Consider the following 23,918-nt stretch of genomic DNA (forward strand, 5'->3'; position numbering starts at 1 on the left):
AATAAATCTGGACTATGTTATTATTTCATATATACTAATCTATAAAATAGAATAAAAAATTTTAAGCACCTATGACAATTCAAAATATTCAATTTTAAATATAACCTAGAGCACTAATCATCATTACTTTACTAGATAACAACCTAAATAACTCTTCAGATACCAACGAACGTCTATATTTTAAAATATGCTAAGTAAAACTAAGAATATCGAAAAACAATTACTCTTTGAATTTTCGGACGAAACTGAAAATGAAAGTATTGACTTTAGATATGTCATAACCAGCTATGGCGCTGATTACCCAGTAGATAGTCTTATTAAAAGAATTAAAGATGAGGTCATATTTGTTCCTCCGTTTCAAAGACAGTATGTCTGGAACATGGATGAAGCGTCTAAATTCATCGAGTCTTTGATACTTGGTCTTCCAGTACCTGGAATCTTTTTATCAAAAGAAAAGGACACGAATAGACTCTTAGTTGTCGATGGCCAACAACGTCTTTTAAGCTTGTATTTTTTCTATCAAGGATATTTTGGAAAAACACCTTTTCGGCTTCAAAATGTTCAAGAAGACCTAGTGGGTCGTTCTTACAGCACTTTAAAAGCTAATGATAGAATACGTCTCGATGACTCGATTCTACATGCTACAGTAGTGAGACAAGATGAACCTGACGATAATAATAGCAGTGTTTATCAAATCTTTGAACGGCTTAATTCTGGGGGCAGAGCTTTGAAACCCCAAGAAATACGGGCGTGCATTTACTACGGTGAATTTAACGAATTGCTTAACGTTCTAGTTAAAGATATTAATTGGCGATTAATTTTCGGAAAACTATCTGATGAACGTTTGAAGGAACAAGAATTAATATTACGATTTTTTTCTTTGTTATACTATAGAGACAAATATGAGAAACCACTTAAAAGTTTCTTAAATACCTATATGAATGTAAATAGAGATTTACAATTTAATTCTAGAAATGAACTAGAAACAATATTTAAAAAAACTTACAGCTTTATCGTTAATACTATTGGTCTTAAGCCTTTTAGAGTTAATCGAAATCTAAATCTAGGAGCGTTTGATGCAATCTCAATTGGAATTGCTGAAAGATTAAAACAGGGGGACATTACTGACACTTCAGCATTTAAAAGTGCATATAACGATCTTACAAACAGCAAAGAATTTATTACAGTAGTACAAGGAGGAACTTCAGATGAAAAAAACGTTGAAATGAGAATTGAAATGGCTATCAGTACATTTAAAAATCTTAAATAATTTAGTTTGTAGTATTAAATGAGTTTCCACAGATTAAATAGTTATGAAATTAGCTTAGATAGACTATTTCAAGAAATTTCATCCTTGGATGATGACGATATTAATAAAGCCCATCTAACCCGGTATCTATGCGTAAGAACATCAGGATTTTTGGAAGTTGTAATAAGGAACTTAATCTCTAACTTGAGTGATGGAACCTCTCCTCAACCTATTCAAAGTTATGTACAGAGTAAAACAAAATATATCACCAATCTCAGTTATGTTAAGATGAGAGATTTATTAGCTGAGTTTGATGCTAATTGGTGTGAAACATTCGTTGACAAAATATCTGATCAGCAAAAAGCTGCCTTAAACTCTGTAGTTGCAAATAGAAATAACATTTCTCACGGAAACCCTGACAACACATCTTTTAGAGATATGAAGCAATACTATTCTGACATTAAAGAAGTCGTTAAAATATTGAAAGGGATTATTAAAAAATAATGCGGCAATCTGTTATTAAGCAATTTCTAATAGGTTATTTTACATTTATCTTTATTTTTAAAACCAATTCCATGATAATCACACTACTATTCTTAGCTACTTTAATCCTTGTAGTAGTTATTCTAATTTTCACGGAACTACATACACATCTATATAGCCTAGGAAGAAAATTATCAAGTAATTGGTTAAGACATAAAAATGGCAAATATAATTGGCTAGTAATAATCGCTTTTTTTTTGTTACCCTAGGATTACTATCTTTCAGCTGGTTATTTTATATTAAGGACATTTCAGCGGTCATAGATAAAGGTGCGACAATGGCGAGTTGGGGAAAGTAGGGGACTTTATAGGTGGGATTGCTGGAACATTATTTTCTTTGAGCGGTTTTCTACTACTTTATATAAGTTTATCTAGTCAAGAGAATCTTCAGAAAAGTTGCAAATTGAGAGTCGTTTTCTAGAACTTATAAAGCTGCATCGAGAAAATGCTTTAGAGATGGAATATCATGCTCCATATAAAAGCAAGTTAAACAAATTAGGCATAGCTACTGCCAATGAAAAAGGACGAATAGTTTTCAAAAGAATATACTATCAAATCATTTTCGCATTGGAATTCATTGACAATTTCTTAGACGAATTTGATAATGAAGAAGCCAATATATATAATCGAAATGAGCTATTGAACTTGCGAAGTAATGAAAATATAATTGAAAGAAAAATAAACCTAGCCGAGCTTGCGAAAATTGACATTGCATATTCTTTAGTGTTCTACGGAATATCAAGCGAAAGTGAAGCTGCTTTACGCAGACAACTCTTAAAATTTTATAATGAAGATTTTGTCAATCCTATAATAAGTTTTGTTTGCTTTTCATTACTCATATTCATACCAATAATAACCTCTCTTAAACTATTTTTGCTATAAGGTATGGCTACATTAGCGCTATTTTCCATTATTATGCGATATTCGTCTTTATATTCCCAGTCTAAAATTTAGTTAATAGATACTGTTGAATTTCTTCAGCGTCACCAAATTTTCTAAATTTATAAAACTCATTTTTATAATTTACCTTTAACAAATTATAGCCTATGTCATTAGCTTATCAAGACTATTCAAATGCCTATTTAGAACTAGTTTCAGATTATTATTCTTATAAAGCTTGGTATCGTAGATAGTATCTTTAACAATGTTATTTTTTACTTGTTCTAGATTATTATGTATCTCTTTTATAATCTCTCTGCTCTTATCGGTCTGCCATTTTTGACTGAAACGACTTAATTGCTTGAGAAAATTAGTTACCGTACCCGCAACCTCTTCAGTAAAGGTTGCTGTCCGATTATAGCGCCTTCTAAGCTCGTCGTTAATTTCGAAATTATGTGTGTACATAGCGTAACTAATCAATGTATTTAAGGCAACCTTACAACGGTATAATGGATTGTCACGTTTATACGAAAACTTTTCGACATCAAACGCTTTTGTTTTTATAAATTGCCGTGTTAAGTCGGCCAATTCTTCTCTCGCATCTCGAAGATTGCTAAGGCAAACATCGAAAGCTTGGTATAACTGACGGTCAGAAATAATTTTCATATCGTTTGCTTGCTTCGATATATCTCCCAACACAGCTTCAACCCTAGCCTCGATGTTACTCAATGAAGAAGATACACTTTCCTGTTTTTTAACACGAAAAAACTGTCCTGTCATCCAACTAGCAAAGAAAAATGTAGGCATTCCAATATTAACGTAATCGGTCCAACTCGATGGTTTCTTTGTCAATTTAAGAGCATTAATTCCAGTCCAAACAATCGCAACAAGAAATGGCACATAAAATTCTTTTATAAGTTGTTTTAAAATTTTCATTGATAATTGTTTTAAAATTTTCAGCTACCTTATCTCATTTTAGCTACTCTACAGTCTACTCATCTAAGGGCAAGAATATTTGAGCGATTTTTATTTTTACAATGAGTTAATTGTAAAAGCGAGAGTATAGATATTTAGCAAATGCAAGATAGAAGAAGGCGTTGAAATTTACAAATTTGTTAGTACAGCAACTAAATGTTAAACGATATTATAGTACTATTATACCTTTGGTTGTATTTCGAAATGATGTCAATTTTTAGTTCCACTTTTGAGTAAACCAAATTTGGGACTGCGAGTTAGGATTTATGTTAAAATGTGTAATATTTCCTATCTTACATAGGAAAGTAAAAACCAGATAAAAGTTTTACAGAAATTCATAACACCTAGAAAAGAAGAAGTTAAAAGATTTAACAAAATAGTTTTTTAGAAAATTTTTAAATATTTATATATGTTTTCAGTACTCATAGATACTTCCGCTTACGAAGAACTTCGTCTTTCTTTTAAGGGTGACATATTTGACTCACTAATTAATCTTAGTAAAGAGCAAAAAATCATTATCGTAAGTAGTATTATTATTTATGAAGAAATGAAAGCTCACCTGAAAGAGAGTATTGCGACTTCAATAAATAAGATAGATAAGGTATCTAAAGACATAAATAGACTTTCTTTTGGAGATCTGGGAGCTATAACCACATTGCTGAATGACAAAGAAAAACTTAAAAATGACTTATTGAAAGAGCGTTTAGATCGGATAGACACTTTTTTTGACAATGCCAAAATAGAAACTTTGGATATATCAGACGTAGATATAAATCAAATCTTAATAAATTACTTTGCAATTAAACCTCCATTTGGAGAAGGTGGAAAGCGCAAAGAGTTTCCCGACGCCTTTATTTTATATGCTTTTGTACAAGAATACAAGGATCATCTTGATCAGACATGTATTGTAAGCAACGATCCAGATTGGAAAAAGTTTGCGGAAGGTTATCCTCAAACTAGATATTTCGAATCAATTAGAAAGATGATTGATTTCATTCTTTCGGATTTCGATAAAACATTTACTACTATGCTTCGTGAAGCAATTGAAGGAAAATCTGAATTATTGGTGGAAGAAATTATTGAACAAATTAACGATGGTTCTTTCAGTGTTGATGATTCATGGATCAACCCAGATGAAGAATTAGATATATCAAGTGTAAAAGTTGATATATTGGATTTTAACATCATTTCATATACAGGAGAAACTGCTAATATAGAAGTTGAAACTTTAATATCCTATGAGCTGAGACTTTGGGCGGCTGATGAAACGGCATCATATAAAGATGACGACACTAAGGAATGGGTATATTTCGGAGTGAACCAATATAAAGCGGCAATCACTAAGAAAGTTGTCATAGAAACAGAATATTATTTTGACTCGCATCCAACTACATTAAAAGAATCACTTGGAATAGGGGAAGTAAGTATTCCGGATGAAGTTTTTTATGCGGATGATGAAGAAAGATTTGAACTCATCAAACACTGGGCGGATGAAGATTATAGGGACTAAAGATTTCTTTTATAAAAAATTATGCCGAACACTAACAGTCTAGACTGGCAGGGGTATAAGGAAATTGCCGAATATATTTACCAAACGCTTTGGCAAGAATATGGCATTAATAAAACGAGGCAAACTTATACCCCATATTTTTCAATACTTGCAGAGCGAATATCTCAGCACATCACAAGCCAGAGAATTATTACTAATCCAAATAATTATAACAATGAATAATATTTATTCGTTATTATAATCATTACTTTTGACCGAAGTTCAAGCATAAAAGGCATAAATGTATTCAAACCATCAACTGAGAGATTATTCTACTCTTTTTACAAGAAGTGAAATGATGAAACTGTTGGCGAATGATTTTCATTCTATCAATGCCAAATTGGAAAGATATGCAACGAGCCGGCGCTTTAAGGGCCACACTTACCTGAAGTTCTTTAAGCATGCTTACAAGGTACTTTCTAAACACTACCCTAACGAGTATATCTACAAGAACCAGTTTCTTAACAATTGGCTTAAAAATGAACTAGGCACCAATGAGTCTGTTATTTTTAGTGAGTTACGTTTAGGCAAGGCCATAGCCGACCTAGCCATGTTTAATGGTGTTTCTAAGGTATTTGAAATTAAAACTATTCTGGATACAGCATATAGGTTGAATAGCCAATTAGAGGTTTATCAGAAAGTATTTAATGAAGTTTATGTTGTTGTTCCATTCAGTCAATTAGAGCGCTATCAGGGTATTGACGAAGAGGTAGGAATTATCGTGTATGATGACAAAATTTTCCATCTGGAAAGACTTGCTACGACCAATTACAATGTGGATGCCCACGCTTTGATGGAAATTCTACATACGAAGGAATATAAACAGCTAGTTTTGGAATATTATGGGACGCTGCCAGAAATGAATGCCTTTACACAATTTGACCAATGCAAAGAATTGATCTCGCAAATCCCTGAGGCAGAATTAAATAGCTTATTTATACAAGCTATGAAGCAACGCAAGTCTAAGCAAGAATTCCTAAAAAAAGCACATATCGAATTTAATCAAATTTGCTTATCTTTAAACCTAAGTACCAAACAGCTCGACGCTTTGGTAGCCAATTTAAATACGCAGATCACCTAAATAAACGAATATGTACTACCCTTTTTTGAGAGCCAGACAATTTGAGCTGATATCTATAAGGGAGCTTGTTGCAGACGGTACACTACAGGATAGCATTATCCCAGTATTGGAACCTGTAAAGGAAGAGTTTGGCAACCTCAATATTGCTCACGATATCTTTCAGCACCATGAGTTCAACTGTTTCTTGATTGTTAACCCCCAAGTAGGACAAACAACAGCTCACAGCACTTTCTTTCTTGACTACATCAGCCAATTAGATCATTGCAGATTTCATCCAGCTTTCATTTATACCGACAATGAAGACTTCATTCAGGAAGCTATTGCTGATTATGGTCTTGAGAATTGTATGATTATAGGGTTAGACAGTTTTTCTAACGACATTGGATTTAAGGCATGCTGTGCCATGCCAGAGGTTACCGAGATTATGTTGCTTGATCCGGGAAAATACCGTGGTCTTGACCGTCACATTAAAACTTTGGGAAAGAATTACATCCGACTTGATGATCTTTTTGAGAAACAGGCAAAAAATGCAGACTTCTTAGAGATACCCGGACACAAATTCAGTGAAGAGCACTTATATTATCGGGAGGAAAACTATCAAGGCTTCTCGGATTTTACGACTCTTCCTTCGTTATATGTGGAGGGTGGTAGTACACCAAGGGCAGTCGTTATACACCTTACCTACCAGAATGAGGAGGATGACAATACCATCTGGATCAGACATTTCACTTCAGAATCTAACGATTCTATTGCTAACGTACAGGGTAAATTCGCCCAAGCTGCCGAGAAGGCCATCGCTTTCTGTGATGAGAAAGGCATTAACAATGTTGCTATTGAAGAAATCCGTAAGTATCTCACCGAAGGTCGTTATCCGGGGCTGGGCACAGTTAAGAAAATTTCTATCAAAAACCACCTGATTGTAGTTGACGCTTATCTGTTACGCTAATGGAAACTGTTTGCAAAGATTGCTTTCTTGATGAAGAACTGCGAGGTTTCATTATTGCTCAAGCCAAATTAGGGACTTGCGCCTGCTGCAAATCAACCGATATAGAAACCATTGCCTTAGCAGAACTGTACGATTTTTTCAATGAGTTGTTTGCCAATTTCCAGCTAAGTGATAAAGGTGAAACCATTATTCAGAAACTACAAGGCAATTGGGACTTATTTAAAAGTAATGCGATAGCTAGCAAAATTCTAAACGCAGTTATCCCGTCAATTAACACCTCCATACAAAGTATTGACGACCCCGTTGACTTTAACGACGAAATTATTGCCAATATCAATTACTGGCAAAAACTGAAAGAACAATTGAAATGGGAACGACGCTATTTGACAGATATAGCCTATTTGACGGAGGATCTTGGCTGGGATGGTTTTTTCAACAGTAAGATTAATCTGAAAAAGGAAGACCATTATTTTAGAGCGAGAATTCATACAGAACCTGCTACAGCTTCATTTCCTCTTGAAGAAATGAACTGTCCTCCAAAAGCAATATCTACTGCGGGGAGGTCAAACCCTATTGGCATTCCTTATTTATATTTAAGTGATAATCCAGATACGATACTTTATGAAATTAGAGCCTCCTATTTAGATGAAGTAACTATTGCTACATTTTCTGTTGCAGACAATGTTACCGCAGAAGTTAAAATTTCTGATTTCACTGAAATACCTACCTTATTCCATCCGTCTGAAGTAAATAAGCGGATCAAATCTACCTTACTTAAAAAGAGCATCAGCGTTGACCTTTCTAAGCCCATGCGCAGATATGATTCGGAACTTGATTATATCCCTACGCAATTCATCTGTGAATTTATCAAGGTATTCACCGCAGTACAAGGAATTAAGTTTAGGAGCTCTTTGCATACTACAGGCAACAATATTGTAATATTCGACAACAATCTTTTAACCTGTAGATCAGTCGAAAAACATCAAATTAGTGCTGTAACTATAAAAAGTAGAAAAGCTTAGAATAGAAGGTTTAAGTTTATGCTTTAGAAACAGGCTTTTGTTAAATAAACCCGATTGCAACGACAGCCCCGAGGCACGAGGGCTATAGTGGAAAGCGGGACTGCCTGTTGCCACAAGGTAGCGGCATTAGTTTTCTAATATTAAATAGATTGTTTTTTAGGGCAAAAGATGTTTCGCCCGTACGTTATTGCCTAAAGATAGCAGTAAGTTTAAAAAGTTCAAATCATGCTTATTGGAAATAATGAATTTTATGATTTTCAATATCCTTTTCATCATGCATTATTCATAGCCCTTCGGTTTTAACCAAGGGCTAATTTCAAGAAAGTTCATACTATCGCATTAAGATACCGGACTAAATCCGGCATGACGAACTAGGAATGGTTGGTGGGTTATTTCCCGAAGTGTCGGGATCTCGCTTTGCAAGCTCAACATTCGGTTCCTTCGGTTTTAACTAGGGGCTAATGAATAATGATTATTTCGGCGGATGAGGACGCCAGCCGATAAGAAATTTAAACAACCTGAAATCGAGCCAAAAAGAGATAATTCTTGATATAGACCACCTTTCTGAAATGCTAGAGCGTTGTATGCTTGGCGATGAAATTGATAAACGGATAGCGGCATGTATAATTGGGACGACTTCTCAAGGTCATACTACCCCTTAAACATCTCACTCCTATGCCATGCCAATGCTTCCTGTGCTGGGCAATGGTTTACTTGTTGAGGTAAATGATTTGTCGCCCTTTTAATGTGCTTAGCGCATAAGGATGGTTTTTATTTTCTGTTAAATAAAAAAGACCGAGTAATTTCGGTCTTTCTATATGCGATTAACATTGAAATTATTTTAACTGCAGACGGAAGGGATTGTTAACTGAATATTCGCCAAACAATTCCAACAACTTTACTACATTCTGCTTTTCGGAAGGATTTTGATCTATATAGGACTTTATTTTAGGTTGCTTGAGTGAAGGAATCCTATTAGAAAAAAATGGCCATAGGATTTTCGACTTATACACTTTATTCGGTTCTGGAAAATCTATTAACGGAGAAATGACCTGCTGCTTCTTAAATAAATCAGCATATTCAAATACCCATTCTTCTCCTAAAAACTTTAGTGTTCCCATTTCTAGTTCATGATATTTCAAAGAAAACAAATGCGTAGTTTCTTGATGTTCAAGAGAAATAGCTTGTTTTTTTGATGAGGATAATAAGTTTTTAATTTTCTTTAACATAAGTCTTATTTCAAAAGAATTTCGCTTATTTTATTAAACCGAGTTTCCAAAATGTATTGGATAACATCTCTTCTTTCTTTTATAAACAAAGAACCAAAGTCTTTGTGTAATTTATCTAAAATTAATTTAAGATGATCTTAATTCGTCCAAGTATTTATGTGCTTTTTATTAAAACATGATTTGAGATGTAAGTGATGAATTAGATCAAAGTGATTACAATCTGCATTATCAGGAATACTAATTTTGGGTACCGACTTTACAACGTATTTTTGTAGCTGTATCTTATCATTGCGAGTTAATTCTTTATGCAAAGGTAATACATTTTTGTCAGAATTATTCCAAAGCAAGCCTCTGGCCGTGTCATAAACTGGTGAAAAATAAGGTGGATGTTCATTTTTTACATGTGAAATTACACCCCAATTATAATAATGCCTGTCGTTATTTCCCGTTAACGCATCAAACAAGATCATGTGTAGAAACCCCTCTATAATGGCATGCGAGTTGTCTGGAAATACTTTGTTGATTGCGAATAGTACATCATCTATATGTATTTCCCCTTTAAGTTTTTTTGTTCGGTCTAGTTCGTCAATCCAGTCTGTATTATCTTCATTTAGGTAGCTAGTGAGAATATTGGCTCCATGACTTAATACCTGTTCTTCTGTATGGAAGTGCTCACTCAAATATCTAATATAATCTTCGGCAAAGATTAACTTACTATTGGCTATACTCATTCCAAAACATTGCCCTAGAACTGTCAAAAAATGTTCAGTTATACTTTCATTAGGATACCACTTGTGTCCTATTTTAGCAATATATTTTTTCCAGGTTTTTGGATTGCTTTTTTTTCCTTCGCCATAAGTATACAATCTAATCAAATCTTTTGGTGCATCACCTCCAACGGTTTCACTCAGCGCAACAACTTGATGACTTTTTGCCAAATAAAATTGTTTTACTGAGGGTGATAGTCCACTACGCTTTTCGATCTTATAAGAAATTAATTTTTTGGCAGACTTCATGTATTAAATTACTTATATGAGGATACTAATTTAGTTAATTTTTAAACACCTCACTCCTATGCCATTCCAAAGCTTCTTGGGCTGGGTAATGGTTTTGTTGTTGAGGCAATATAATTTGTTTTCCCTTTAATGCATTAAGTGCATAAGGATGGGTTTTATCTTCTGTTAAATATTCGGACACTAGAATACGATAGTTATCATCGATACTGAGCAGCCCACGGTCAAAAGCACGATGCATATTTGGGCAAAGGGCAATTCCATTGGTTACGCTATCGTTTTGAGTACGACTAAAAGGCACAATGTGGCAGGCATCGATAAAGCTATGCTTGTACATACTGCTGAGGCTCATGCCTGTGAAGCAGCATTGCTGTTGGTAGAGTTTGGGTACTAAGCGTTTAAACAGGCCATTGCGTACAAAAACATCTTCTTCGGTGTATTTGCTGATGTGTTTCAGCTTGGCAAGAGGCTCTTCTAATAGATCGGAAGTTTGGTCGTTAAGGTAGCCTTGCCCGTGCTGTTTGGCGGCGAGCAGGTTATTTTTGTTGGCTACAAAGTAGGTATCTAGCAGTACTTGTTTGAGGTAGGTTCGGCTAATGCTATCGTTGAGCAAGAGCCATAAATCTGTTGCGAGGTAGCCGTATTGGCAAATGCTAGCCAACACACTTACGGATTTGATATGTGCATTGATTTGGCAGCCTGGCATGGGCTGTAAGAACCAGTAGCCTTGGCCTTCTACCCTTTCATTTTGTAGGTAGTAGAATGGCTGGGTAAAGTCTTCTTGGTGGGCAGTACTTACCAACAAGAGCCAGTTTTCTTTAAAGGTGCCAACCAATTGGGCTTCTACAAATACTCTGTTATCGGTTACGATACCTTTTTCGATGAGTTCGATGAGGGTTAATAGCAAAATAGGTTTATGCGGTGCTGCACCGTATTTGGTTCCGCCTCGTTTAAGGCGTGAAAAAGCTTTGGCGTATTTCTGGAGAGCGAGCAATTGGTTGTTTTTTTTAAAAGGGGCGAAAAATGTTTCGCCCGTACGTTATTGCCTAAAGATAGCAGGAAGTTTAAAAAGTTCAAATCATGCTTTGGAAATAGTGAATTTTATGAGTTTCAATATCCTTTCATCATGTATTATTCATAGCCCTTCGGTTTTAACCAAGGGCTAACTAATTGGAAAGATTGCTTCATTCCCATATACATTCCCCATTCTTCAGTTCGCAATGACGGTTTGGGAATGGATGACGAACTAGGAATGGTTGGTGGAATATTATTGATAGCCTTCTAGTTTTAACCAGGGGCTGATATCAGGCATAACAAGATAGATCCTTCGACAAGCTCTGGATGACAGGGTGCAGAGGATGACGAACTAGGAATGGTTGGTTGTTATTTCCCGAAGTGTCGGGATCTCGCTTTGCAAGCTCATCATGCAGTTCTTCGGTTTTAAACAAGGGCGAATTGTTTAATAAACCCGATTAGCGATAGGGCTAGAAAATATAGCAGGTATCTTTTCATTTGATGTTTAGGGTGCTTATTGGGCGAAAAATGTTTCGTCCATACTATTGCTTGCTGGATATTGATTTTTAACGCTTAGCTTTTCTGCATTTGCTGTTGAAAGGTGATTTCTATGAATTCTGCAGGTCTAGAGATGGCTACCAAAACCGTAATACGCATGATCCCTTCCAGTATATCATCGGGGCTCATGGTTTCGCCCAAACCAATGTGTACGCTAAAGGCATCTTCTGGTACGGCGCCTGCCAATCCGCCGCGTTTCCAAATGCCATTAAGGAAATTGATGAGCATACTGCGTACCGTTACCCAAGTATTGGCTACATTTGGCTCAAATACAAAGGCTTTAGTTGCGCTTTTAATACTTTCTGTTAACATGATCATGGTTCTGCGCACATTGATGTACCTCCAGTCTAACGAATTGGCATCCAAGGTTCTTGCGCCCCATACTTTTATACCCTCGCCTGTAAAATAGCGGATGGCATTGACAGCTTTGCCTTCAAGCGGTACATTGAGGTCTTCCTGCTGCTGATGAGAAATGTTTACCGCCGTGCTGATGATGTTAGCCATGCCCACATTTGCCGGAGCTTTCCAAACTTCTTTAGTATTATCCGTAAGGCAATAGATACCCGCCATGGCCGCTGCCGTAGGCAATAAGTTAAGCTGTTGCAACATTTCTTGCATCACCATGGCATAAAGTGGGATTTCTTGATAAAGTAGCTGATGTATCTTTTGCAGCTCGGTTTCCGCCAGCTTGGGGTCTATACTGTCAATCGTTTTCACCAAAGCAGGCGGCGAGTACGCTTTCAATATCGCTTTGAAATTAGCAATATCGGCTGGGGTGATATTGGCAAAGGAAACTTCGTTGGCAGCAACGATAGAAGTATGTAACCAAGGATAATAGGCTGCCACGTAGCTGAGGTGGGGCGTGGTCATTTGCTCCCTAAACTTACTGACTACATCGCCATTGGCATCTTTTCTATCTTTATAACCCTCATATACGTCTACAATGGCTACTCGGCTGTGCATTTGCCCGCAATGGTTGGCTATTGCGTTCTGTACCTCGTAATAGTCGTGCTGGGTAAGGTTTACCGCTTCTGGCACAATTACCATGGTAGGCTCTTGTTCTTTCAAAAGTGTGGCTATGCCGCTGATGAGTGTATCTTTGTTCAGTTCGTCGTGATAGCTACCTACGGATACGATGTAACAAGGGCCGCCGCCGTTGGCGAAGAAGAGTTTCAAGTTTCGATAAAAGCTGAATTTATCTGTTAGGCTTATTTTGATTTGCTGAAATGCGGTTGCTAAATCAGCAACAGGCTTGTCATTTACCGCTGTAGTATCGATATGAAAAAGTGATTTCGGACCTTCTCCAAAATAGCTTACATATTCTGCCAAGGAACTGACACGCCATGGAACGGCGCTAAGCGAGTGGCTACCGTTGATGGCCTTTTCGGTGTATCCGATAAAAGCGGGTACTGCCGTGGCTACTTCTACAACTGAATTGGGAAAAGCATTTTTTTCAACGAGATACACTCCCGGTGTTTTCATTGCGCACATGATGAAGAAATTTGAGGTGATTTTTAGAGCTAGTTAATTGGTTGGTTTTATGTGGGCGAAAAATTTTTCTCCCATAAGCTAATTTAAGGGAAAGATTGGGATTATGGAAATGTGGGTTGCGGGTTATTAAGGGGCTGTGAATAGATTGCCTCACTGGATAGATTGCTTCACTCCTCTCAAATCCCTCGCTTCCGTTCGCAATGACGGTTTGGGAATTGATGACGAACTGTAAATGGCTGGTGGATTGTTATTCATAGCCCTTCGGTTTTATCCAGAGTAATGAATATTTAAATAGGTGAAGAAACCAATCGATAAAAAAAACTCTTACTAACTCTACTGAAGTGTAGGGACAGGTACTTGATTGTCTATATTTTAGGCGAGAGATGTTTTGGACGTAAGCTATTGTCTAATGCTAATGGAAAGTTAAAAAATGAAAATTTAAGGTATGGAATCGAACATTTTTCAGTTGCCATACTACCAGTGCAAAGTGAATGCGTAGACGTAGTTGATTTACCTAAATGTAGGTATTGACTGGCATAGTAACAACAAGTAAGTTTACATTAAAATCCATCACTATAAAACCATAAAAATTCAAATTACGCTCATGAAAAAAATGTTAATGGTGCTTGTTGCACTCTTATTTTGCTCACAAATAAAAGCGCAGCAAACAATTACGCTAAAATTAAATCCAGACTCTCCGAACTTCAACAAAGACGACCTTAAAAAACTGGAAACCCTTAAGAAAGGTGATTTTTATGTATTGAAAATCGAGAATATCAACCTAAATCTTTACAAAATAAGCTTTAAGGCAAAAGATAGCACTATTGTATCGAGTGTCAACAGTTTCCCAACTTTTGACCTTCTCAACGTAGGCGGCATAGCGGACATCTTGGGGAAAATTGGCTCGGGTATAACTTCTGCAGCAGAAACACTTCCAGACAACACCGCTGCGAAGGCTTTTCTTCAACAAAAAGGGCTTTTAAATCATGCAAACCAGTTGATGCTAGAAAAGATGAAAAGCGAAGATTTTACTGCACTTTACGACAAGATTAAAACTGAGGAGGAGATTCTTAAAAAACTATTGGAAGCTAGAATTGTGAAAGAGAAGGCGGAGCTTTTAAATAAACAAAAGGAAATTAACGAGTTGAGGGATGAGATTGCCAAATTGCAATCGGAGGTTCAGCAAAAATTACTGAGTTATTTGGTATTAGATCAAAGTAGTGAAACCTACAAGAACCTAAATATTAGCACTAACATTAGCAAGGTGTTAACAAGTACCAACAGCATACGTAAAGAATTAAAGCAGTTAGGAAATCAGTTAAATACCCAACAGGAGGAGTTTAACAGCTTTATTTCGCAAGATCGATTTAAAAAGATTTTGGAGGATGCAAAACAACAAAAACTGTTAGAAGCCACTAAGCTAATAGAATCAGCCTATATTAAAGGTATAGGGGATAAAGAAAAACTTTTAGAACCGATTAGTCCCGATATTACTGGCAATTGGTTAAAAGAATTACTTTATAAAGAGAACAATATAAAAACAACTTATACCTCGTTGCCACAACAATTTAATGGCGACCAAACTAAATTACGTATTGAGCTGACATCACTTAAAGAAGAATACGCATTGCCTAGCTATAGTACGGAAATCCAGTTTCCGCAACGTAAAAAATTCTTTATAGGGGCTGGAATGTCATTTTACTATGCTAATTTTAGAGAAGATGCTTATAGTGTGAGCAGCAGAACCATAGCGCCTGAAGTAAATGAATACAGTATAGTTGCAGAAGACTATAAGAAAGGCGAACTGGGTTTGTCCGCCATGCTCCATTTTGGAATGAGGTTAACCGACATTTTTGCCGTAAATGTAGTAACAGGACCCGCACTTTCTTTAACTAATACAGTAAAGCCTAGGGTAGCTATTGGAGGTGGATTCACATTAGGAAACAAAAACATGTTAAGTCTAAACTATCTTTGCTTAGGTGGGTATGTTGATAGAAAAAGTAACGTTTATAACGCAGGTACTACTTACAGTAGCAAACCAGAGGTCACGACAGTTGCTAAACTAAGAGGTGCAAGTGCAATATCTTTAGGTTACATCTACAAATTTTAGCATCTTCTATTTGCTCAAATGCTGGCTACCTCCCAAGATTTGGGTAAGCTAGTCAAAATGGGACACTTGGCAGGATAACGGATTAGGAATGGCCGGTAGATTATTATTCATAGCCCCTCGGTTTTAACCAGGGGCTAACTAATTGGATAGATTGCTTCACTCCTCTCAAATCCCTTGCTTCAGTTCGCAATGACGGTTTGGGAATGGTTGGTGGGTTATTATTCGTAGTCCTTCGGTTTTTAACCAAGGGCTAGCATTAAGGAAACGTCAAATAAATGCGTACTTATCCTAATTTATTTAAGGCCTTTAGTTTTTCCTCAATAGGGTCAAAATAAATATCATTGTCTATACTGTCACTTTTGGGTTGCGGGAAACGTTTAATTTTACCATCTTCAGCTAGCTCTAACCGCCCTTTATCTTTACCATCTAGGTTGATATGAAAGCTGGATCCGTTCTGTATCACAATTACGTGAGCTAATTTCTCGTTAATCAACACATCCAAGATGATTTTTTCACCTTTATGTGGCGGCGAGCTAATGGTAATTGGCGTCTGTTTATGCGGGTCGTTGCTGCTTGGCTCAGTGATGATTACGGCTCCTTTATAAGCATCGTCACTTAGGGAATCATTACCTTGTGTGCCTGTATTGTCTAAGCCATCTCTAGCAGCAGGTTCGCCGGTAATTTTGTGAGTTGTATGGGTCATGGTTTATCTTTTAGGTATCAGTTTAACAAACGAGTAGGAAATATGTTTAGTTAGGGAGTTGGAAATGAGTTAAAGGTGATGAGTTACGGATTGCCTAATCTGAGGCGAAAGGTGTTTCGTCCGTACGAGGGCTATGAATAATGTTTAATATTTATTTCGATAGGTGGGGCAAGAGCGGACGTATAATTTTATCTAGTAATTGCTTGTAATCAACCACCTAAGGTTATATGAAAATAGGAGCAATGATCAAACCAACCATAGGTTCAGCCTTATGAATCTGGCGCCCTACCCACATCCATCAATTTCCTTCCATCCTCTGCTGTAGGTAGGTCTGTATTTTCTTTAGGCGTATGTATTTCCTTTTTTTGCGATTGCTGTTCTTCCGCAATGCGATCTGCTAAAGATGCGGTACCCGAAATTTCCTGACTGGTAAGTTCTTCGGAGGAACGGTCTTTCTCCGACAGCATATCATCACTAATGTGATCGCTTTCATAAAAATGGTTTTGATCGAACTCATTAAGGGCTTCCATATCTGCTCCTTGCTCCTTTTTGGGATGATTTGTTGATGCGTTTTCCATGCTAATTTCGTTTATACAAGCAACAGTTTGAAACGAAAATGGTTTTATGGAGAGTTTTAAATATTTTGATGCGATATGCATTAGCTATTGCTACAACCATATCAGTCAATACCTTTTGTTTGTCTTGGGCTTTCTTAGTGGTCATTACCATAACAAGAAAATTGCACTTTGATTTTAACGAATGGCTGATTATTTCGGCTGCATCGGCACAGGCTTTAAAAAGTAGAGGATAAACTATAGCGTTTAAACCACCATCTCATAGCTGGTAGATCGAGTATAGCATAAATGCTTTATAAAGCCACGGATGCTATTGGAACATGCCGATGCAACTTAATGTAAATCTTAACATCAAAGCCCTAATTATACTATTTTTGTTGTTGAGTGCCCCAGCCCATTAACTGCCCATACTGTAACATCTCGAGCTTTAGCGTACCATCTTGCTGCGTGGTAAACTTTAGTACACCATCTGTACCGCCCTGCCTCACAGCCTGAAACTCGTTTGCAGAAACAGGAAAAAAACGCATATCCCATGCTATCTGATCAGCGTTATGGATCAAATGACCATCTGTATAAGTGATGAGTTGTCGCTCATTTTTGTCGTTTACATAGCTTCCAATGAATTTCTTGATCTCTGATTCTGGAAGATCGACCTTTTTTTTGTATTCAATGGTAATTGGCCTGCCCTCTAAAATCTCATTAATGTTTTTATATGGATAGGTGCCAAATTTAAAATTCTCCAACACCACTATTGTTCTATCTTTTACCATGTTGTGGTAGATAAATGTTGCGTAACCATCCCAACTGCCGGTATGACCGAAAGAAAAATGATCCTTACCTTTCGATACGTCCAAGCCGAAACCATAGGGGATGTTTTTGCCTTCGCTGGTTTTGGTAACTGCGGTCATCAATTCAAATTCCTGTTCTGAGAAAAGTGTATTAGTTTTTAGTGAGCTGATCCATTTGTAGATATCTTCTACGGTAGCATTTACTTTAGCATTTCCCACTACGCCATCCAACTTGTATGATAAGCTATCGCCATACCTAGCATCCTCGGGCACTACTTTTTTAAAGGAAGATTTAGCCCATACATAACCGATCGCATGGTTGCTTATCTTTTTTGGGACCTGCCTCCGGTTGTAAACGAAAGTATGTTTCATCTTCAACGGCTTAAAAATATTGTCGGTGAGGAAATCAGCATATGTTTTTCCTGAAGCCCGCTCTATGATCGTGGCCAATAAGGCGTAATTTGTATTGTTATAACGATGTCTACTTCCCGGCGTAAACGCTAAAGTATCTTTTTTAGATGCGTAAAAATCAATCAAATCCAGGTTATCTGCTATCTGATTTCCTTTTACACTTTTGGGCATGTCTATCAAGTATTCGGGAATTCCACTCGTATGCCTCACCAAATCTATGATACTCACTTTGTCCCAAAATGCCAGCTCTGGCAAAAACTTCGAAATCTTATCCTCGTAGTTTAACTTTCCTTTTCTTTTTAATAGTACAATAGCCGCCGCGGTAAATTGTTTGGCGCAGGAGGCCAGTTCAAAAATTGTTTGTGTACCGTTCTTTGAGCCAGTAGTTTCATCAGTTAAACCGAACCCTTTTTTATAGATTACCTTTCCCTTATCAGCAATTAGTACGGTGCCGTTGAACTGATTTTGATTATACATGAAAGCAAAAATGCTGTCCAATTGGCGAACCTGCTCAGTCTGTTGGGCATCGGCGTAATGACCTAACCCTAGCAAAACAAGCATAAATAATAGTTTTTTCATTCTTTCTAAATAAGGTTTAACAATATGAAGTCTCCATATCAGGATATTTGTTGCATCAAATCCAATTTTTATTCCTAAAGCATTGCCTTTAGGTTTTAACCAAGCGTAATAAATCATGACTATTACGGCAGGTGAGGACACCGACAGATAGAAAAAACCCTTCACTTTCAAAACTTTAGCATAGGAATACGGAAGGCAACTACGCTAATCCCCAAAAATCTGCGCTCCTGTATTTTATCATTTTATATGCAAAAGTTTTTGTTGTTTTGAATCATGGTTGCAGGGATAAAGATTTCGCTTTACTGGAAATGCCAACTTATTGGTTGGTCTTGCGCTGCTCTATACTGGGGCTACGTGGGCTATACTGGCGGAAGTTTTAACTGGCTAGTGGGTTTACTACAATTCGTTAGCGATGTGCTGCTTTATATCGCCATCACACACCTGTACCGTAATTTTGCTTTGGCTAATGGCTGGGACAAGCTAGCGCTAAATGCCTTATTGAAGCGACTGATTTTTGCGATCGCGGTAATGGGCGCCCTCTATACGCTAACTACGTTGGGAAAAATCTGGCTTTTCAGAATGCTTTTATTAACGGGCAATCGGTATTCTTTTCACACTTTTGTAGAGGGCAACGGACTGAATATTTTAATGGCGGGCATCAGGCTAATGTCGATATGGCTCCTCGCCTACCACCTGTATCATTATGCCATCCGTGAAATTAACATTGCCAAGGAGAACGCCAAGCTACAATTGCTTCAAAAAGATGCACGCATCCAACATTTATCGGCACAGCTGAACCCCCACTTTCTGTTTAATGCGTTAAATACAATCAAATCGCTCATTACAGAAAATCCAGTGGCGGCTAAAAGAGGAATTGATCTACTTTCTGACCTGCTCAGGTCTGGACTTTACAATGGGGAGGAAAGCATGGTTTCGCTTCAAGCCGAATTGAACCTTGTGGCCGATTACTTGGAGATAGAAAAATTTCGCTTTGAGGAACGGCTCGACTATCATATTGAGCTTGCTAAGGAACTGGCTGAGCTCCATACTTTAAGTATTCCACGATTATCGATACAGGCCTTAGTTGAAAACGCGGTCAAGCATGGCATCAGTAAATTCAAAGCCGGCGGAACGGTAAGTGTACAAGTGAGGAGGCAACACAGTAGCTTGGTGATTGTGGTCTCGAACCCTGGCAGCATTTCCAACGACAATCCTTCTACTGGACTTGGCTTAAAAAACCTTATCGAACGTATTTCCTTAAGCTACAAAGACGAGGCGTCTTTTAGTTTAACCGCAGCAGATTCTAAAGTATGGGCAACTTTAACACTTCCGCTATGAACAAGATTCGCACCATGATTATCGACGATGAACGAAGTTCGAGAGCTGAGCTAAAGCGCATGCTTGAGGTATTTCCTGAATTGGAGCTGGTGGGCGAAGCTGCTAATGCAGACGAAGCGGAGCTGTTGATCCATATACAACAACCTGAATTGCTTTTTCTCGATATCCAAATGCCAGAACGCTCTGGTTTCGAGCTCCTGCAATCGCTGCAGCAGGTGCCTGATGTTATTTTCACTACTGCCTTTGATCAGTATGCCGTAAAAGCATTTGAGGTGAATGCATTAGATTACCTGCTCAAGCCAATTCGTTCTGAACGCTTGGCCTTGGCGATTGAACGGATCCATAGCAAATTAAGTACAAAACAAACAGCGGATCGTGTATTTGTGAAAGATAGGGATCGTTATCATTTCGTAAGCTGGGATAAAATCTATCTGGTAGAATCGTTGGACAATTATGCCAAGTTATTTTTTGATGATCAAAGTGTTTTGTTTAAAAGCTCCCTCAATAAATTGCAGCATAAGCTCGATAAAAGGCAATTTTTTAGGTGCAATAGAGCACAACTGGTCAACTTAAATTATATAGCGCAAATCACTAACCAATCCAGCAATAAATTAACGATCCTATTGAAATCAGGTCAAAAAGTAGAACTGTCAGAGCGCAGATCTGTTGAGTTCAGGGCCATTAATAAAATATAGAATTATTCAAATCCATTAATCAAAATCACATGAAGAAATTACTCATGATGGCATGGCTATGTCTTTGCCTTTCCCATTTTGCCGAGGCACAAAAATATATCATCCAAGATAGTGTAATGATCAAAACACCAGAAGGTCATACCCTCTCGGCAGTGGTAGTGCGCAAAGCCGAAACTACAGGGCCGCAGCCTACGGCTTTAATGTTTTTTATTTATTCCAATACCGCCCGCAGCATACAGGAAGCAAGCTATGCGGCCGAGCAAGGATATGTGGGTGTAGTGGCCGATACCAGAGGAAAAAGACTTAGTCCCGATACCGTTGCTCCTTATGAGAATGAAGTGAAAGACGTGAATGCGGTAATTAGATGGATCATCCAACAAGCTTGGAGTAACGGAGAAGTGGGGATGTACGGCGGTAGCTACTCAGGTTTTGCACAGTGGGCAGCATTAAAAAAACCGCATCCTGCACTTAAAACTATTGTTCCCTATGTGGCAGCGATTCCTGGACAAGGTTTACCGATGGAAAACAATGTTTTTCTGAATGCCAATTATCAATGGGCATTTCACGTGACCAATAACAAGTACGTAGACAATGGCGTAAACAATGACCACGACCGATGGCGTAAAATGCGGTCGAACTGGTACCATTCTGGTGTAGCTTACAATAAAATTGATAGTGTTGATGGCACTAAAAACCCATGGTTACAAAAATGGCTGTTGCACCCAAGCTACGATAGTTATTGGCAAGCCATGGTACCCTATGGTAGAGACTTTGCAAAAATAACTATCCCTATACTCAGTATTACTGGCTATTATGATGACGGCCAAATCTCTGCCCTGCAATACCTCACCGAGCACTATAAATACAACCCTAAGGCAAACCATTACCTGATTATCGGGCCATACGATCATTTTGGAGCGCAAAGAGGAGGAACACCGATATTGAATGGCTACCAAATAGATTCGGTTGCCCTCATTAACACCCGTAAAATTACTTTTAACTGGCTAGATTATATCTTCAAAGGTGGTCCTAAACCCGAGCTGCTTAAAGATAAGATCAATTATGAGGTGATGGGTGCGAATGAGTGGCAGCATGCCCCCTCTGTATCTGCAATGAGCGATAAGCGACTTAGGCTGTACCTCAGTACTGAAATGCGGGGCAACAATGCTGTCCTTTCTGCTGTGAAGCCCAAGAAAAAAAGCCATCATGAACAGCTGGTAGATTTAGCCGATAGACAGACTTCCAATAATGATTATTACCCAAATCCGATCATTAACGACGAATTAGATCGAAGCAATGGCCTTTTCTTTGTATCCGAGCCTTTTGACCAGGAAATTAGCATTAATGGTTTTTTCAGCGGCAAGCTATTGGCCAGCATCAACAAAAAGGATATGGACTTTGGTGTGGTACTCTATGAACTGACCCCGGAAGGTAAATACTTTCATTTATCCTATTTTTTAGGAAGGGCAAGCTATTTGAAAGATGCCACCAAAAGACAGCTGCTTAGACCAAACAAAATAGAAAAGCTACCATTTGAAAAAACAAGGCTTGTTAGTAAGAAACTGCAAAAAGGTAGTCGATTAGTAGTGGTGCTAAATATCGACAAGAACCCTTTTGCGCAAATCAATTACGGCACGGGAAAGGAGGTGAGCTTGGAAACGATACACGATGCCAAATCTCCGCTAAAAATTAATTGGTTCAATGAAAGCTACATTGAAATACCGGTTAAAGAATAGCTGTTTTTGGCAGGGATTCGAGCTACGGGTTAGGAGTTACAGGTTAAGAGTTATTGGATGGCAGTAAGGGCAAGGATGATGATCTATTAATAGCCCGTGATGCGTCTAACCTTAGCTAAGCTAAACCCATCATAACCAACAGTTTAACAGCAACATACAAATCAAATAAAAAAATATTAATCTGCTTTTTTAATTTAAAATTTCTATAGTTTTACAACTATTAAGAATAATCCAAAAATCAATCAATTCATCAGAAAATGAAAAAAAAATCGAGATTAAACGTATGTACAAGCGTGTTGTCATTGATGGCACTAGCAGCGGCTCCTTTTACAATAAAAGCTCAAACGCCAGAAAAGTTGGTAGAAATTAAAGACCAAAGCCAAAATGCCAAGATGACTGTTTATGCAAATGGTTCTTTAGTTTTACCTACGTCCTATACTGGTATGGATAATATTCCAATTGAAGGGGGAGGAACAAGGCTCCTTTGGTATCCTAGTAAATCTGCTTTTAGGGCTGGCAGTGTATCGGGAACTCAATGGGATGATGCGAATATTGGGCACTATTCCGTTGCCATGGGACAAAACGTTAGGGCATCGGGTGATAACGCTGTCGCATTTGGCATTGGTACTACCGCAGCACAATTCTCGAGCGTAGCCATGGGTGAAAACACGGTAGCAAGTGGTGCAGCCTCGGTAGCACTTGGATATAGTGCACACACTAATGCCCGCCAAGGTTCATTCGTGTTTGCTGACCGCAGCGTGGCATATTTACCTAACGATCCAAACGGAAATGATGGCATTTTTAGAGCAGGGGTTAACCATTCTTCCAATTGGCGTGTATCGGGTGGCTTTAGGATATTTTCTAGCAGCAACCTTTCTACGGGAGTAACGATACAATCGGGCGCATCAGTAAGTAATTGGGGACAGTCAAATGCTGTAATCTCCACTTCTACTGGTGCCATGCTAACTACTGGCGGCGTATGGCAAAATGCTTCAGATGTAAACAGGAAACACTTGTTCGAAAAAGTATCAGGAGAAGAAGTACTAAAAAAAATCGCTCAACTAGACATCCAAAAGTGGAGCTATAAAGCGGAGTCGAACCAGATCAAACATGTTGGTCCAACTTCTCAAGACTTTTATAGTGCCTTTGGTCTGGGCTCTGATCAAAAATCAATTGGTACTGTAGATGCAGATGGTATTGCACTGGCAGGGATTAAGGCACTTGAGCAAAGAACGGTTAAGCAAACCAGCGAAATTGCGATCCTCAAAGCAGAAAACCAAGACTTAAAGAAGAGATTGGAAGCATTGGAAAGAAACAGTGGTGCGGCAATGGCAGGCTTCTCGCTACCGTTAAGCATAGCCTTAGGCATAATAGCTTTGGGAGGTTTATATTTCAGCCGCCGCAAGGCCTCGATCAATACTAAAAACTAAAGCCC

22 protein-coding genes are annotated in these 23,918 nt (G+C 37.9%); 14 read left to right on the plus strand and 8 right to left on the minus strand.

The window, feature by feature from the left end; translation table 11 throughout:
* Nucleotides 1-187 precede the first annotated feature (187 nt).
* The 3 genes from CRO54_RS10290 (at nucleotide 188) to CRO54_RS10305 (ending at nucleotide 2,673) form a co-directional block, all read left to right on the plus strand.
* Nucleotides 188-1,270 (plus strand): DUF262 domain-containing protein, encoded by a 1,083-nt coding sequence (locus CRO54_RS10290; RefSeq protein ID WP_097131642.1) that lies wholly within the window; start codon nucleotides 188-190, stop codon nucleotides 1,268-1,270.
* Nucleotides 1,271-1,288: 18 nt separating this feature from the next.
* Complete coding sequence (locus CRO54_RS10295) at nucleotides 1,289-1,753, plus strand: HEPN domain-containing protein (RefSeq protein ID WP_097131644.1); 465 nt, start codon at nucleotides 1,289-1,291, stop codon at nucleotides 1,751-1,753.
* 494 nt (nucleotides 1,754-2,247) lie between these two features.
* A complete protein-coding gene (locus CRO54_RS10305; protein WP_144371966.1) occupies nucleotides 2,248-2,673 on the plus strand; it encodes a hypothetical protein in 426 nt (141 codons plus the stop codon).
* 162 nt (nucleotides 2,674-2,835) lie between these two features.
* Here the strand turns inward: CRO54_RS10305 and CRO54_RS10310 are convergent, their stop codons facing one another.
* Entirely contained in the window at nucleotides 2,836-3,606 is a 771-nt protein-coding gene (locus CRO54_RS10310; RefSeq protein WP_097131651.1) for a hypothetical protein, read from the minus strand.
* 448 nt (nucleotides 3,607-4,054) lie between these two features.
* On the opposite strand from CRO54_RS10310, the gene CRO54_RS10315 reads away from it, so the two are divergent.
* Genes CRO54_RS10315 through CRO54_RS10335 form a run of 5 tightly spaced genes read left to right on the plus strand, consistent with a single transcriptional unit; the run spans nucleotide 4,055 to nucleotide 8,243 of the window.
* On the plus strand, nucleotides 4,055-5,155 hold the full coding sequence (locus CRO54_RS10315) for a PIN domain-containing protein (protein ID WP_097131653.1): 1,101 nt from the start codon (nucleotides 4,055-4,057) through the stop codon (nucleotides 5,153-5,155).
* A 21-nt stretch (nucleotides 5,156-5,176) separates the two neighbouring features.
* On the plus strand, nucleotides 5,177-5,377 hold the full coding sequence (locus tag CRO54_RS10320) for a hypothetical protein (RefSeq protein WP_097131655.1): 201 nt from the start codon (nucleotides 5,177-5,179) through the stop codon (nucleotides 5,375-5,377).
* Nucleotides 5,378-5,435: 58 nt separating this feature from the next.
* Nucleotides 5,436-6,275 carry a sce7726 family protein gene (locus CRO54_RS10325; protein ID WP_097131657.1) on the plus strand — a complete coding sequence of 280 codons (840 nt, stop codon included), beginning with the start codon at nucleotides 5,436-5,438 and terminating at the stop codon, nucleotides 6,273-6,275.
* Nucleotides 6,276-6,285: 10 nt separating this feature from the next.
* A complete protein-coding gene (locus CRO54_RS10330) occupies nucleotides 6,286-7,221 on the plus strand; it encodes a sce7725 family protein (protein WP_097131659.1) in 936 nt (311 codons plus the stop codon).
* The gene (locus CRO54_RS10335) at nucleotides 7,221-8,243 is read left to right on the plus strand and encodes an RES family NAD+ phosphorylase (protein WP_097131661.1); all 1,023 of its coding nucleotides are present in this window, start codon (nucleotides 7,221-7,223) and stop codon (nucleotides 8,241-8,243) included. The genes CRO54_RS10330 and CRO54_RS10335 overlap by 1 nt, the downstream gene beginning before the upstream one ends.
* Nucleotides 8,244-9,079: 836 nt before the next feature.
* Here the strand turns inward: CRO54_RS10335 and CRO54_RS10340 are convergent.
* From CRO54_RS10340 to CRO54_RS10355, 4 genes are all read right to left on the minus strand, one after another.
* The gene (locus CRO54_RS10340; RefSeq protein WP_097131663.1) at nucleotides 9,080-9,472 is read right to left on the minus strand and encodes a HipA N-terminal domain-containing protein; all 393 of its coding nucleotides are present in this window, start codon (nucleotides 9,470-9,472) and stop codon (nucleotides 9,080-9,082) included.
* 137 nt (nucleotides 9,473-9,609) lie between these two features.
* Nucleotides 9,610-10,488, minus strand: a complete 879-nt coding sequence (locus CRO54_RS10345) for a HipA domain-containing protein (protein ID WP_097131666.1) — start codon at nucleotides 10,486-10,488, stop codon at nucleotides 9,610-9,612.
* A gap of 34 nt (nucleotides 10,489-10,522) precedes the next feature.
* Nucleotides 10,523-11,479, minus strand: coding sequence for an HNH endonuclease (locus tag CRO54_RS10350; protein ID WP_097131668.1), 957 nt, complete (start codon nucleotides 11,477-11,479; stop codon nucleotides 10,523-10,525).
* A 593-nt stretch (nucleotides 11,480-12,072) separates the two neighbouring features.
* Nucleotides 12,073-13,539 (minus strand): phage tail sheath family protein, encoded by a 1,467-nt coding sequence (locus CRO54_RS10355; protein WP_205943968.1) that lies wholly within the window; start codon nucleotides 13,537-13,539, stop codon nucleotides 12,073-12,075.
* 613 nt (nucleotides 13,540-14,152) lie between these two features.
* On the opposite strand from CRO54_RS10355, the gene CRO54_RS10360 reads away from it, so the two are divergent.
* Nucleotides 14,153-15,658, plus strand: coding sequence for a coiled-coil domain-containing protein (locus CRO54_RS10360; RefSeq protein ID WP_097131672.1), 1,506 nt, complete (start codon nucleotides 14,153-14,155; stop codon nucleotides 15,656-15,658).
* Nucleotides 15,659-15,941: 283 nt separating this feature from the next.
* Here CRO54_RS10360 and CRO54_RS10365 read toward each other — a convergent pair whose 3' ends face one another.
* Both CRO54_RS10365 and CRO54_RS10370 read right to left on the minus strand, forming a co-directional pair.
* Entirely contained in the window at nucleotides 15,942-16,361 is a 420-nt protein-coding gene (locus CRO54_RS10365) for a hypothetical protein (protein WP_097131674.1), read from the minus strand.
* Nucleotides 16,362-16,630: 269 nt separating this feature from the next.
* Nucleotides 16,631-16,939 (minus strand): hypothetical protein, encoded by a 309-nt coding sequence (locus tag CRO54_RS10370; RefSeq protein ID WP_097131676.1) that lies wholly within the window; start codon nucleotides 16,937-16,939, stop codon nucleotides 16,631-16,633.
* Between the two features lie 68 nt (nucleotides 16,940-17,007).
* On the opposite strand from CRO54_RS10370, the gene CRO54_RS21190 reads away from it, so the two are divergent.
* On the plus strand, nucleotides 17,008-17,172 hold the full coding sequence (locus CRO54_RS21190; protein WP_171047875.1) for a hypothetical protein: 165 nt from the start codon (nucleotides 17,008-17,010) through the stop codon (nucleotides 17,170-17,172).
* 132 nt (nucleotides 17,173-17,304) lie between these two features.
* On the opposite strand, the gene CRO54_RS10380 is transcribed toward CRO54_RS21190, so the two are convergent.
* Entirely contained in the window at nucleotides 17,305-18,714 is a 1,410-nt protein-coding gene (locus tag CRO54_RS10380) for a serine hydrolase domain-containing protein (RefSeq protein ID WP_097132334.1), read from the minus strand.
* Nucleotides 18,715-18,987: 273 nt separating this feature from the next.
* Here CRO54_RS10380 and CRO54_RS10385 point away from each other — a divergent pair, with 273 nt between their 5' ends.
* From CRO54_RS10385 to CRO54_RS10400, 4 genes are all read left to right on the plus strand, one after another.
* Nucleotides 18,988-20,052, plus strand: coding sequence for a sensor histidine kinase (locus CRO54_RS10385; RefSeq protein WP_097131680.1), 1,065 nt, complete (start codon nucleotides 18,988-18,990; stop codon nucleotides 20,050-20,052).
* On the plus strand, nucleotides 20,049-20,747 hold the full coding sequence (locus CRO54_RS10390) for a LytR/AlgR family response regulator transcription factor (RefSeq protein WP_205943969.1): 699 nt from the start codon (nucleotides 20,049-20,051) through the stop codon (nucleotides 20,745-20,747). Before CRO54_RS10385 ends, CRO54_RS10390 begins: the two co-directional genes overlap by 4 nt.
* 29 nt (nucleotides 20,748-20,776) lie before the next feature.
* On the plus strand, nucleotides 20,777-22,483 hold the full coding sequence (locus CRO54_RS10395; protein ID WP_097131682.1) for a CocE/NonD family hydrolase: 1,707 nt from the start codon (nucleotides 20,777-20,779) through the stop codon (nucleotides 22,481-22,483).
* Between the two features lie 257 nt (nucleotides 22,484-22,740).
* Nucleotides 22,741-23,913 carry a tail fiber domain-containing protein gene (locus CRO54_RS10400; protein ID WP_097131685.1) on the plus strand — a complete coding sequence of 391 codons (1,173 nt, stop codon included), beginning with the start codon at nucleotides 22,741-22,743 and terminating at the stop codon, nucleotides 23,911-23,913.
* The last annotated feature ends 5 nt before the right edge of the window (nucleotides 23,914-23,918 follow it).

Origin of the sequence: Pedobacter xixiisoli (assembly GCF_900215335.1) — a bacterium.
GTDB classification, from domain to species: domain Bacteria; phylum Bacteroidota; class Bacteroidia; order Sphingobacteriales; family Sphingobacteriaceae; genus Pedobacter; species Pedobacter xixiisoli.

Bases quoted from the DNA above. Each gene is read 5' to 3' on its own strand.
- CRO54_RS10290 (WP_097131642.1), top strand. From the start codon at position 188: ATGCTAAGTAAAACTAAGAATATCGAAAAACAATTACTCTTTGAATTT.
- CRO54_RS10295 (WP_097131644.1), top strand. From the start codon at position 1,289: ATGAGTTTCCACAGATTAAATAGTTATGAAATTAGCTTAGATAGACTA.
- CRO54_RS10305 (WP_144371966.1), top strand. From the start codon at position 2,248: ATGGAATATCATGCTCCATATAAAAGCAAGTTAAACAAATTAGGCATA.
- CRO54_RS10310 (WP_097131651.1), bottom strand. From the start codon at position 3,606: ATGAAAATTTTAAAACAACTTATAAAAGAATTTTATGTGCCATTTCTT.
- CRO54_RS10315 (WP_097131653.1), top strand. From the start codon at position 4,055: ATGTTTTCAGTACTCATAGATACTTCCGCTTACGAAGAACTTCGTCTT.
- CRO54_RS10320 (WP_097131655.1), top strand. From the start codon at position 5,177: ATGCCGAACACTAACAGTCTAGACTGGCAGGGGTATAAGGAAATTGCC.
- CRO54_RS10325 (WP_097131657.1), top strand. From the start codon at position 5,436: ATGTATTCAAACCATCAACTGAGAGATTATTCTACTCTTTTTACAAGA.
- CRO54_RS10330 (WP_097131659.1), top strand. From the start codon at position 6,286: ATGTACTACCCTTTTTTGAGAGCCAGACAATTTGAGCTGATATCTATA.
- CRO54_RS10335 (WP_097131661.1), top strand. From the start codon at position 7,221: ATGGAAACTGTTTGCAAAGATTGCTTTCTTGATGAAGAACTGCGAGGT.
- CRO54_RS10340 (WP_097131663.1), bottom strand. From the start codon at position 9,472: ATGTTAAAGAAAATTAAAAACTTATTATCCTCATCAAAAAAACAAGCT.
- CRO54_RS10345 (WP_097131666.1), bottom strand. From the start codon at position 10,488: ATGAAGTCTGCCAAAAAATTAATTTCTTATAAGATCGAAAAGCGTAGT.
- CRO54_RS10355 (WP_205943968.1), bottom strand. From the start codon at position 13,539: ATGAAAACACCGGGAGTGTATCTCGTTGAAAAAAATGCTTTTCCCAAT.
- CRO54_RS10360 (WP_097131672.1), top strand. From the start codon at position 14,153: ATGAAAAAAATGTTAATGGTGCTTGTTGCACTCTTATTTTGCTCACAA.
- CRO54_RS10365 (WP_097131674.1), bottom strand. From the start codon at position 16,361: ATGACCCATACAACTCACAAAATTACCGGCGAACCTGCTGCTAGAGAT.
- CRO54_RS10370 (WP_097131676.1), bottom strand. From the start codon at position 16,939: ATGGAAAACGCATCAACAAATCATCCCAAAAAGGAGCAAGGAGCAGAT.
- CRO54_RS21190 (WP_171047875.1), top strand. From the start codon at position 17,008: ATGCGATATGCATTAGCTATTGCTACAACCATATCAGTCAATACCTTT.
- CRO54_RS10380 (WP_097132334.1), bottom strand. From the start codon at position 18,714: ATGAAAAAACTATTATTTATGCTTGTTTTGCTAGGGTTAGGTCATTAC.
- CRO54_RS10385 (WP_097131680.1), top strand. From the start codon at position 18,988: ATGGTTGCAGGGATAAAGATTTCGCTTTACTGGAAATGCCAACTTATT.
- CRO54_RS10390 (WP_205943969.1), top strand. From the start codon at position 20,049: ATGAACAAGATTCGCACCATGATTATCGACGATGAACGAAGTTCGAGA.
- CRO54_RS10395 (WP_097131682.1), top strand. From the start codon at position 20,777: ATGAAGAAATTACTCATGATGGCATGGCTATGTCTTTGCCTTTCCCAT.
- CRO54_RS10400 (WP_097131685.1), top strand. From the start codon at position 22,741: ATGAAAAAAAAATCGAGATTAAACGTATGTACAAGCGTGTTGTCATTG.